Origin of the sequence: Nitrosomonas sp. Is37 (assembly GCF_033063275.1) — a bacterium.
In the GTDB taxonomy this organism is placed as follows: domain Bacteria; phylum Pseudomonadota; class Gammaproteobacteria; order Burkholderiales; family Nitrosomonadaceae; genus Nitrosomonas.
This window is the reverse complement of the sequence record NZ_JAWJYP010000050.1, coordinates 1-10329: the sequence shown is the minus strand read 5'-3', so window position 1 is coordinate 10329 and position 10329 is coordinate 1. Positions and strand designations below refer to the sequence as shown.

Genomic DNA, 10329 nt, shown 5'->3' with positions numbered 1-10329 from the left:
TTAACGGTATTAAACAATCAGGAGATCAAAAACAGGCAGCCGCTTAACTCTCTATACACCAGATTTGACTATAGCTCCTGTCTTAACCATATTGATGTGATCAGTTAAGGTTTGAACTATTACCCAAATAGAGATAGCCAACTTTCCACATGAATCATTGTAATTTATATGGTTTCTGCAAATTTGTTTATATTAAATTATTACTTGTCCACAATTTCTGTGGATAACTTTGTGGATAATCTGTCAGTACTGCTGCTAAGATGGTTATTTGTAATAATCTTTTCTGGATCGATTAAATTTTAAACATATAATAATATCATTTATAATCAATAGCTTATTATTGTATTGTTTATTTCCGTAGTTTTGATTGATGCAAGATATTTTTTAAAAAGCAATGTGGATTACTTCAGGATGTCAAGAAAATCTTCAATTCAATTGCATACATTCCTATTTGAAATGTTGAGATTTTATATTCTGCAAAGAGAAGTTTTGAAGCTCTTCAGCAAGATTGAGTAAGCTTATCTTATGTTTAATGATTGGATTGTGAGTCGATAAATGAGCGTTACCCTTCTTTTATGTTTAATAAGGGATCAGGTTTACCCATATCAAACCAATCCCCTGTACATAGTTAATGCAGTAAATAGGCACACACTGAATTAGCTAATGCATAGACGGAATCTGCCTGAGAAAATGATCCCCGTTCACATTGATTATGGGGAATCACAGAAGTTTAATTGGCCCGGATCGTCAATGCCGGTGATGGACTTTTCGCTGTAGTTTCTGACAGGGTCATTAGAACAAGGAGGAAAGAGAACGCACCTTTTGATCGAAGATCACGGTTATCGATCCAAAACCACAAGTCATTGTATTGGATCATGGCGAAAGCCTCGGACGGCCTCGATGATCCACTTAGAATGCGGATCTGATAAGGGGAAGCTTCCTGATCCTCGGAGAGGATATTGTGAGCTGGATACGTACGCTGCTCCTTCAAAAGGATCTGAAATCCAGAGCGGGTATGCAGAGCCACAGTATCGTCTGTTTGCGGTGTTGCCCCATAAATAACGCGAAATTCCGTTTTGTCTGGGTTAAGTCCAAGTAGCCGTTTGACTTCTTTACGTTCTTTCTGAATATCCGGGGGTACATTTTTTGTGGGAAAGAACAACACAAGGCCTTCACCTTGCTTGTTCTTCTCAGGCCTGAAAGCCATTCCTATTGCACCGGACTCCTGGATTCGTCGCAGAGAGTTAAATTACCTCCGGCAGAGCCCGGAGGCTTATTTCTGTTAGCCCCTCAAAGGGGCAAGAATTGGCGCCACCTAAAGGTGGCATCACATACCAAGCTTGAGCTGATCATAATGTTCATCCTCCTTCTCTTGATGTCGGATATATTCTCTAACCATCTCTTCATCTAACCCTACGGTCGATACAAAATAACCACGCGCCCAAAAACTTTCACCTGTGAAATTCCTCGATTTCTCCATAAACTTTCGTGCTATCGATATTGCACTTTTCCCCTTGATATACCCTACTACGTAAGACACTGAGTACTTCGGCGGAATACTAATGCACATGTGTACATGATCAGGCATCAAATGTCCTTCCACTATCTGGCATTCTTTCTGCTCTGCTAACTCGTGCAATACCTTCCCAAGGTGCTTTCGTATTACTCCAAATATCACCTTTTTCCTTCTCTTCGGAATAAATACAACGTGGTACTTACAGTCCCATGTTGTATGGACCAAACTCTGATAATCTCTTATTTGATTCTCCTAGCTCTTGATCAAGCTAAAAGAATCAAGGTGACCGTATCACACGGTCAAACCTTTAATAGTCCCCCGGCAAAGCCGGGGGATTACCTCGTTTATTTATTATTTGGTTTTTCTCAATGACCAACTTTGCTACAACTTAATCGACTGATTAGAAAAGAATAAATGAAAAAAAATTGTGTTTCTACGATATTAGTATTTTGTTTAATTTTTATATCTAATTCTGTATTAACGAGCAGAGAATCTGCGGAAAATAGGAATACAGATATAAATATTGTTTTGGCACATGGAATTTTTGGATTAAACACAGTCGGTTCCACCAATTATTTTAATGGCGTTGAGAGACATCTTAAAAATAATCATAATGCCAAAGTATTAATCACAAATGTAAGTCCAGTAGGTAGTATTAGAGAACGAGGCAATCAATTAAGACAACAAATAATTAATGCAATTAATAATCCTGATGAATATCCCTTTTTTAATCCCAAAGCTCCAATTCATATTATCGCTCATAGCATGGGTGGATTAGATAGTCGTTTTATTCTATCGCCAGCGAACCCTGATAATATCGCCAATTTGATCACCTCCCTAACTACTATCGGAACTCCACATAAAGGATCGCCATTAGCAGATTTATTCTTCCTAGGCGTTAACCCTTTGGTCGAGCTTTTGAATCTTTGGTTTAATATAGATGAGTTCATGAAATCTCTTTCTGAATTAGGAATAAAAAAAGATGGAATACACGACCTAACTATAGTTGCAATGCGTAATTTCAATCAAGAATATGAAGATAATCCAAATGTAAGTTATTTTTGGGTAGCCGGTATTGGACGGGATGGAAGTTTGAATAAAACCAGTCATGCCTTATCATTAACCCACGCGTACATTAAGATTGTCACTCAAGAAGATAATGACGGTGCAGTAGCCTTATCTTCCGCCAAGCATGGTGAAGCTATTGGAGAGCCCTGGTTTGCAGACCATCTGGACCAAGTAGGACATGATTTAGACCACCCACCGAGTGGTATACCAGAAAATTTCAATTATTTAGTTAAGTATGATGAAATAATCGCAAGAATACAATCAATTCAATCAGACTAATTAGGTACCTCTGCATTCGGATACTGAAGGGACTTTCCATGAATACCATTGAATACATGATTGGTGGTCTCGGTTGGTGAGGGTGTCAATTTAAATTTATTCTTCTTAAGGAGATCTGCGACTGTTAATCCGCAGGTCCCAGGTTCGAGCGCTGGTCGGGGAGCCACCTATGTGTAAGTCGTTGTTACATATCGAGATTGCCGAGCTGGATTGATGAGTGCTCCGAGGTGATCGCCGGACTCCAGCTCCTGCTTCCACATAACATGCATTTTTCTTGCATCTCACCTGTCGGTAGGTTGTTAGTCAATCTCCTTGCTTTTAAACTGATTGCAGCTCTTTTGTAATAGCTCAAAATTGATCAGACAGCTCGAAAATTAACCTCAATTGAATCTGATATAGACTGACTGAATTTAACTAAGAGTCGTCTCTGAGAGGATTCAATCTAATGGCCAGTTTATGATTTGTTTGTTGTCGTTCAGCAAGGTAAGGCAGTATCGACGGACAATCAAAGGGAATGATTACAGCACTGATAAAATGCTGTTTCCATGATTTCGGATATGAGCGAGCACGCTCCAATCAATCATCAACGCGTCTAAACAAACTCACCCACAACGTTACTGTCTAGTCCAATGAGAGTACAGGCGGTGAAACCATTATCCACATGTCTCGTTCAGTATGGTGAATTTCACCACGGCGATACGCACCAAAAGGGTCGATTAATACGTCGCCGATGCGTGGAAGCTCGAAGGTTTTGACATTCGTACGATGACGTAGACATTATCACCTTTGTTCTCATGACATTGCCGAGCTACTTTCCATTCTTTGCTGGACATCAGAAATGACCCAGTACCGTCAGTAATCGTGGACTTTACTTCGATTAGGAAGGAAGCTGTACTTATGCCAAATAGGAGACCTTCAGGGTTTGGCACTTTGAAGTCATATCCGAGATTGTCGTTGCCGACCGCCGGTAAACCATATCGCTCGCGGTGTGCTGGTTGCTCCCCCTTGATTATCCTGGGTTTTCAGGCATCATTGTCTGTTTGATACACATTGATTTGACGCGATGATGAGAAGAGTAGATGCATTATCTTCCCTCTAGGCAACGTGACCTTAAATCCTACCCGGAGATGATAGCTATCTGTCAATATTAACTTGATGCAGACTGAACAGAATAGAGTTAGTCCATGACAAATCCGTCCATTACCCGAAGGCAATTGTTGCTCGGGGCTTGCTGCTTGAGTCTCGGTGTGACTTCTTGTGTTGCAGCCAATAAGACTGATCCAGATGCCATCAATACCGAGCCCTATCCTCGTAATGCTATCGAGGCATTGGATCGATTGAAGCGTGGAAACCAGCGGTTCATGGCTGAGAAATCGCTTCATGCGCATGAGAAGTTTTCCTGGCGAAACTTGCTCATTGAAACTCAAAAACCTTTTGCCACCGTTATAGGATGCAGCGATTCGCGCGTACCACCAGAACTCATTTTCGATGTGGGGTTTGGCGATATTTTTACGATTCGCCTTGCTGGGAACATCATCGCCGAAGATGTGGTCGGCTCTTTGCAATATGCCGGATCGCACCTTCACACACCGCTGTTTGTCGTGTTGGGTCATGAGGGTTGTGGGGCTGTTGCTGCAACTCTGGATGCGATACTCCATCATGCCCAGGAACCCGAACATATCGAATACCTCATCAAGTTGATCAAACCCGGCTTAAGAGCACTCGATTTTAATCAGAGTTGGGAGAACCTACTGCATGCAGCAGTGGAAGCGAACGTACGCTGGTCAATGCAGCAATTGCTCGTGTTGCTGGAAGCAAAACGCGCGCTAGAGGAGAGACATGTAGTCCTGGTGGGCGCTGTTTATGAACTTAAGACCGGAAGGATACGCTTCCTTAGTTGATTCAAGTAATCCTGGAGAGAGATTATCCCCGTAAATTTGCCGCAACAGCGCAACGTTTCCCAGAAAGTCATGCCCGGTATAGCACTCGATGTTGCGGATCAAACGCAACGGACCTGTTGCCACATGGGTGCGTGCTGTGGTGGCGTGGCGCTCCTCCGAGGCCATCCGCAACGCTGCTTCAACGCCGAAGCCCATGCCTGGCATCAATATTGCAGTATGGCGGTATTTTCTAGGGAATCGAGAAAGACACTGGCTAGAAGACCCGGTGGCGGGGGAGTGCTGGGATACTTGAAGATATTGGTCGAAGTACACGTAGGCAATAGGGGCGTCGTCAACGCGGACGTGTGGAAGGTTTTCTGCATCATAAAGATCCTTGATCTAGACACGACCATAGACATGTACAGGGCGATGCCAGCGAAGCATCGGTCAGCTTACGACGATTTCAGGGACAAGTACAACAAAGAGGGCGAGTATGAAAAGCGCGAAGCTGGCGCACACGAACAACTCCCTAGAGGGCCAGATGATCATCCGTGATGTGAAGTGCGACCTTGCTGCGCCACTGCTGCTTCTCGCGTCGTCGAGTACACCCCACTCGTCGCCTCGTCGCCACCTGCCTACCCGGAAATCCTTGTGGCACATCGAAAGCGTCGAGTCGTCGGGTGCGTCGAGTATTTTTCATGAAATTTTTTTGTGGATGCGAACCGCTCCCGCCCTGCGGCCTCCTCAAAGGGCAGCTGTAGCTGAAACACATAGGAGATTGTCTTATATATTTGTGGGTCTTAGGAAGTTAAGCACTTACTACAGTGTGTTAACTTACTGAGATGAATGTTAAAAATAGATACTATTTTCGTTCTCGAATTAGAGCAGCAAAATTCAGGTAACTTATTCTGTGTTTTTCTCTGGATTTTACTGCTACCAGTACAGCACAATTGACGGGTATTTCGGTAAGATCGGTCAACAGTATTTACCCTAAAGTACGGCAGCGAATTGCCCAGTGTTGTGAGCTTAAATCGCCACTGCAAGGTTCTGTAGAGATTGATGAATCTTATTTTGGCGCCCAGCGCGCGAGGAAAACGAGGTCGTGGCCCCTATGGGAAAACGATTGTTTTTGGTGTGCTCAAGCGGCAAGGAAAAGTTTATACGGAAATTGTTCCTGACTGTTCTAAAGTGACGCTGCAAGCTATTATTCGTGGTCATATCGCGCCTGATGCGATCATCCATTCCGATGACTGGCGTGGCTATGATGGACTGGTTGATATTGGTTTTGACAAACACTTCCGGGTTCATCATGGAGAGAATGAATTTGCCAATGGTGAGCGGTATATTAACGGTATCGGATCTTTCTGGAGTTTTGCAAAGAGGCGTCTGGCTAAGTTCAATGGCGTCCTTACGCATACTTTCTACTTGCACCTGAAAGAAACCAAATTTCGTTTTAATCATCGCCGTGATAATCTCTATCATCAGATTCTCAAATTATTACGGCTTAGCCCGCTTTAACTTCCTAAGACCCTTATTAAATAGTGAACAAGTAAACAATATCGGGCAAACTGAGAATTTATTGACCTTGACGCAAAAGGGATAAATGTTCTGCTGGGTGATAGAGGTTATGATAGTGATGCTTTTATTCAAAACGCTTACTGAGAAAGGCATTGAACCTGTTATTCCACTTCGTAATAGTCGAATTAATCCAAGAAGTTATGATTGGTTCGTAAGAGCATCATTTGATTGAGTGTTTCTTCAATAAAATTAGACATTACAGAAGAATATTCTCGTGCTATAAAAAATGGTCAGAAATTATATGGGTTTATACAGTTTGTTTCAGCATTGATTTGACTTCGTTAACATGTTGGCAGAACCTAATGCAGCTGGAGCAATGCGAGTTATATGTATCTGTTGCTCGGAAGTGTTATTCTCCAGAACGTATGTCGAAGTGAGCATTACATGTCCATCAGAGCTAAATTATTTCTGACTTTTTTGCTGACAACTTTATTCGTGGTCATAGGTATGCATTTCTTTACCCACTGGTCACTGGAAAAAGGATTTACTGAGTTTGTTGAGAAAAGACAGCAGGAGCGAGTGGATAAAATAATCCACGTCCTGGAGGAATATTATGTCGAACATCGTGACTGGGAAAACCTGGCCAAAAATAAATTAGATTGGATTTCATTATTGTGGCGTGCTGATCCGCATCGCCATCATCCGCCAAAATGGGTCATCAGACTAGCGCAGCAAGCGCCTGAACAGCAGTGGCCGCCAACAGTCCTACCTGAAAAAATTAAACAAAGGTGGTTGCCATTTGGACTACGCGTGATGCTATTGAATGCAGACAGAACGATACTTTTTGGGCGCGAGGAATTACTTTCTCAATTACGTTTGTTTGCGATCAAGTTTGATCATCAAACAGTTGGATTTCTTGGGCTCATACCAGGAAATCCAGTTAATCAGGCGAGCGATATTTATTTCATGGAAAGGCAAGCCGATTTATTTTTCTGGATTGCTTTGATGATGATTGCGCTTTCTGGATTTATCGCTTGGTTTTTAGCTTGCCACCTGGGGCAACCGCTGAAACGTATTGCAGAGGCCGCGAGAAGGCTTGCCGTGGGAGATTACAAAACCAGACTGCAGGTTGAATCAAACGACGAGATGGGCCAACTGTCACGCAATTTTAATGATATGGCAGCAGCGCTGGAACAGGCAGAGCAAAGTCGCAGAAGATGGGTGGCGGATATTTCTCATGAGCTGCGTACACCACTAGCTGTATTACGTGGTGAGCTGGACGCGATCATGGATGGAATACGCCCCCTAACACAGGGAACGATCAAGTCATTGTCGTACGATGTGATGCGACTCAATCGTCTGACCGAAGATCTTTACCAACTTGCTTTGGCTGATCAGGGTGCATTGAGTTATCGGAAGATTTTGTTTGATCCAGTTCCGCTATTACAGGAAGATCTTGCGGTCTTTATGTCTGATTTCGACAAAAAACAGATCAGAGTCACTTGGGCTAATCAATTAGCTAAGCCTTTGTCGATTTATGCTGATCCGGATCGGCTATCGCAATTGTTTCGCAATTTACTTATGAATAGCTTGAATCATACTGATCAAGGAGGCCAGGTGCAAATCAAGATTCAGCGTATTGAGCACAAGCTTGTGATTGAGCTGGCTGACAGCACTCCCGGCGTTTCAGACCATGATATTACTCATCTGTTTGATCGTTTCTACCGTGTCGATAGCTCGCGTAATCGACATTCTGGGGGTGCTGGCCTGGGGCTCGCTATTTGCGATAACATCGTAAAAGCACATGACGGAACTCTTATGGCATCTCATTCTCCACTAGGTGGCCTGGCGATGTGTATTACCCTACCGATTGCATCATGAACCGTATCCTCATCGTGGAAGATGAAACCAAACTCGCTAGCTTGGAGGCTGATTACTTGCATCACGCTGGTTTTCAGACATATCGTTTGAACCAGGGTCTAGAGGTGGTGTCCTGGCTGAAAGACAATACGGTTGAATTGGTATTGCTAGATTTGATGGTACCGGGCAGAGATGGTCTAGATATTTGCCGCGATATTCGTAGTTTTAGTCAGGTACCAATCATCATTGTAACTGCGCGTATTGAAGAGATTGATCGTTTGCTAGGCCTGGAAATGGGTGCAGACGATTATATTTGTAAACCTTTCAGTCTTCGGGAAATGGTCGCGCGCGTTAAGGCAGTATTACGCCGATTACAGTTACCTGCCATCGATTCAGAAAAGCAGATGCTCAAGCTCTACCCACAAAGTTTCAAGGTGCAATATAGTGACCAAGAAATCGAATTGACTGCTGTTGAGTTTCAACTGCTCTATGCATTGTATCAGCAGCCGGAGCGTATTTTTTCGCGTTCCAGGCTAATGGATTTGATTTATCAGGATCGGCGTATCGTTTCGGATAGAACAATAGACAGTCATATCAAAAAGTTGAGAAAAAAACTGGATGAACTAATTCCAGGAAAGGAAGTGATTCATTCGGTCTACGGAGCTGGTTATCGGTATGATTTGCAAAATAATAATGAAGGAGGTACTGGTTAATGTTATACGCTTTTTAAGAAGCTATTACATAGATTGTTTTGTAATTTAGTCAGGTATTTTAACTTCCACATTTTTTCCACAATTGCTGCAAACTGTTTACGCATTTATTGTCTATAGTTAACTTAAGAACAGCAAAAAACTGTTTGATTATCATTCATAATCAGGAGAACTAAGCTATGTATGCAAAACTTTATAGTATGGTAATTGCTTTAATATTTCCTCTGACATTAGCCGCACATTCAGGCGGTGAAGGTGATCATGAACAATATCGCGCCAAGAAAATAGAATGGCTCAACAAAGAACTAACATTGAGTGAGGATCAGAAAGTTAAAATTGAAGCTCTTTTCAAAGAACAGGGAGAGAAACGCAAAGTGATTCGTGAGGAAACTCAATCACGGTTGAAAACGATATTGACTCCTGAACAAAATACTAAACTGCAAGAAATGAAACAGCGCGGTCATGAGAAGGGATGTGAAAAGTATCAGGAAAGAAAACAAGAGCAATCGGGAATTTCTCTGAAATTAAGTAGGTATGATGTGTAATAACCTTTGAATGTTACTACTGTCCGGTTAAGCAAAACCAAGATCAAGCTGCTTGGATGAAAGTAATTTTAGAGGAACTGGTGACGCATACCAATTTTACCGCGTCCCAAAAACCACTGAAGCTTTATCTATCAAAGGCTTAGGGTTAATCGGACAGTATTGTGACTTCGAATATGAATCTACGATGATCCACGATGCTTATTCTTCCAAAATCTTGTTTTTTTTGCATGTGTCAAAAATAGAAGCAAGCAAATGTCTCCGGAAGTTGCACTAAACCAACTGATCAAAGCCGAAATTGCCAGCTGCCAATTACGCAGCCTGAAATACCGGATGAAAGCGGCAAAATTCCAGATTCATCGCGATCTAAGGTCTGTTGACAATTTTAGGACAGCTGATTGCCAGATTGCCTGATGTGCAAGCGATTATAGCGGATAAGGGGTATGACAGTGAATGTATACGGGAGCAGATAGTAAAGAAGGGCGCCAAGGCTGTGATACCGAGAAAGTGCAAGTCGGTTAAGGGTAATGCAGATATGGATTGGGGTTGTATAGATATCGGCATTTGGTGGAAAACGCCTTTGCCAGGCTAAAGCAGTATCGAGCAGTGACAACACGATATGACAAACTGAAGAGAAATTACAAAAGCATGATCGCCATGGCTTGTGGATATCTGTGGCTACCTATGTGAAATGTCAACAGACCCTAATTGCGTCAGGTTTTCAATTTGCGTATAAGTATGCAGGGGAAACCGATGACTTCGTTACACAGATGAGGTTGTTAATTCAAAACCTGCATCTCCCATAATCAGTTGAGCTAAGAACTCGGCTTTATTGGGTAGTTCACTTCCATTGACCTACTGGTATCCCCGATGGATTAGTTAGTCGCCCCTGAAATACTATAGAAACCAGCATAAATATTGGCATTGAGGGATACTCAAAAGGTATGGAATTTGCC

The 10329-nt window shown here is 42.6% G+C and carries 10 protein-coding genes and 2 pseudogenes; 8 read left to right on the top strand and 4 right to left on the bottom strand.

Annotation, left to right across the window (positions count from 1 at the left end; all coding sequences use genetic code 11):
• Window positions 1-730: 730 nt before the first annotated feature.
• Together R2Q26_RS14855 and tnpA are read right to left on the bottom strand one after the other, a co-directional pair.
• Window positions 731-1207 (bottom strand): hypothetical protein, encoded by a 477-nt coding sequence (locus R2Q26_RS14855; protein WP_317537003.1) that lies wholly within the window; start codon window positions 1205-1207, stop codon window positions 731-733.
• 120 nt (window positions 1208-1327) lie between these two features.
• Window positions 1328-1759, bottom strand: coding sequence for an IS200/IS605 family transposase (gene tnpA, locus R2Q26_RS14850; protein ID WP_317537004.1), 432 nt, complete (start codon window positions 1757-1759; stop codon window positions 1328-1330).
• Between the two features lie 171 nt (window positions 1760-1930).
• Between tnpA and R2Q26_RS14845 the strand changes: the two genes are divergently transcribed.
• The gene (locus R2Q26_RS14845) at window positions 1931-2863 is read left to right on the top strand and encodes a hypothetical protein (RefSeq protein ID WP_317537002.1); all 933 of its coding nucleotides are present in this window, start codon (window positions 1931-1933) and stop codon (window positions 2861-2863) included.
• Between the two features lie 716 nt (window positions 2864-3579).
• Here the strand turns inward: R2Q26_RS14845 and R2Q26_RS15645 are convergent.
• A complete protein-coding gene (locus R2Q26_RS15645; protein WP_411182373.1) occupies window positions 3580-3873 on the bottom strand; it encodes a DUF3883 domain-containing protein in 294 nt (97 codons plus the stop codon).
• Window positions 3874-4047: 174 nt separating this feature from the next.
• On the opposite strand from R2Q26_RS15645, the gene R2Q26_RS14840 reads away from it, so the two are divergent.
• Together R2Q26_RS14840 and R2Q26_RS14835 are read left to right on the top strand one after the other, a co-directional pair.
• On the top strand, window positions 4048-4764 hold the full coding sequence (locus R2Q26_RS14840) for a carbonic anhydrase (protein WP_317537001.1): 717 nt from the start codon (window positions 4048-4050) through the stop codon (window positions 4762-4764).
• 216 nt (window positions 4765-4980) lie between these two features.
• Window positions 4981-5298, top strand: a complete 318-nt coding sequence (locus R2Q26_RS14835) for a hypothetical protein (protein ID WP_317537000.1) — start codon at window positions 4981-4983, stop codon at window positions 5296-5298.
• On the opposite strand, the gene R2Q26_RS14830 is transcribed toward R2Q26_RS14835, so the two are convergent.
• Window positions 5273-5491 (bottom strand): hypothetical protein, encoded by a 219-nt coding sequence (locus R2Q26_RS14830; protein ID WP_317536999.1) that lies wholly within the window; start codon window positions 5489-5491, stop codon window positions 5273-5275. The two genes, R2Q26_RS14835 and R2Q26_RS14830, sit on opposite strands and share 26 nt — an antisense overlap.
• 157 nt (window positions 5492-5648) lie before the next feature.
• Here R2Q26_RS14830 and R2Q26_RS14825 point away from each other — a divergent pair.
• The 5 genes and pseudogenes from R2Q26_RS14825 to R2Q26_RS14805 form a co-directional block, all read left to right on the top strand.
• Window positions 5649-6261, top strand: a pseudogene (locus R2Q26_RS14825) (IS1595 family transposase).
• Between the two features lie 444 nt (window positions 6262-6705).
• The gene (locus R2Q26_RS14820; protein ID WP_317536998.1) at window positions 6706-8142 is read left to right on the top strand and encodes an ATP-binding protein; all 1437 of its coding nucleotides are present in this window, start codon (window positions 6706-6708) and stop codon (window positions 8140-8142) included.
• The gene (locus R2Q26_RS14815; RefSeq protein ID WP_317536997.1) at window positions 8139-8834 is read left to right on the top strand and encodes a response regulator; all 696 of its coding nucleotides are present in this window, start codon (window positions 8139-8141) and stop codon (window positions 8832-8834) included. The genes R2Q26_RS14820 and R2Q26_RS14815 overlap by 4 nt, the downstream gene beginning before the upstream one ends.
• A gap of 176 nt (window positions 8835-9010) precedes the next feature.
• Window positions 9011-9376 (top strand): hypothetical protein, encoded by a 366-nt coding sequence (locus tag R2Q26_RS14810; protein WP_317536996.1) that lies wholly within the window; start codon window positions 9011-9013, stop codon window positions 9374-9376.
• Between the two features lie 391 nt (window positions 9377-9767).
• Window positions 9768-10063, top strand: a pseudogene (locus tag R2Q26_RS14805) (transposase); the annotation flags it as partial.
• Between the last annotated feature and the right edge of the window lie 266 nt (window positions 10064-10329).

Coding starts and splice junctions, on each gene's coding strand:
- R2Q26_RS14835 (WP_317537000.1), top strand. CDS start 4,981: ATGGCGGTATTTTCTAGGGAATCGAGAAAGACACTGGCTAGAAGACCC.
- R2Q26_RS14815 (WP_317536997.1), top strand. CDS start 8,139: ATGAACCGTATCCTCATCGTGGAAGATGAAACCAAACTCGCTAGCTTG.
- R2Q26_RS14820 (WP_317536998.1), top strand. CDS start 6,706: ATGTCCATCAGAGCTAAATTATTTCTGACTTTTTTGCTGACAACTTTA.
- R2Q26_RS14845 (WP_317537002.1), top strand. CDS start 1,931: ATGAAAAAAAATTGTGTTTCTACGATATTAGTATTTTGTTTAATTTTT.
- R2Q26_RS14810 (WP_317536996.1), top strand. CDS start 9,011: ATGTATGCAAAACTTTATAGTATGGTAATTGCTTTAATATTTCCTCTG.
- R2Q26_RS14840 (WP_317537001.1), top strand. CDS start 4,048: ATGACAAATCCGTCCATTACCCGAAGGCAATTGTTGCTCGGGGCTTGC.
- R2Q26_RS14855 (WP_317537003.1), bottom strand. CDS start 1,207: ATGGCTTTCAGGCCTGAGAAGAACAAGCAAGGTGAAGGCCTTGTGTTG.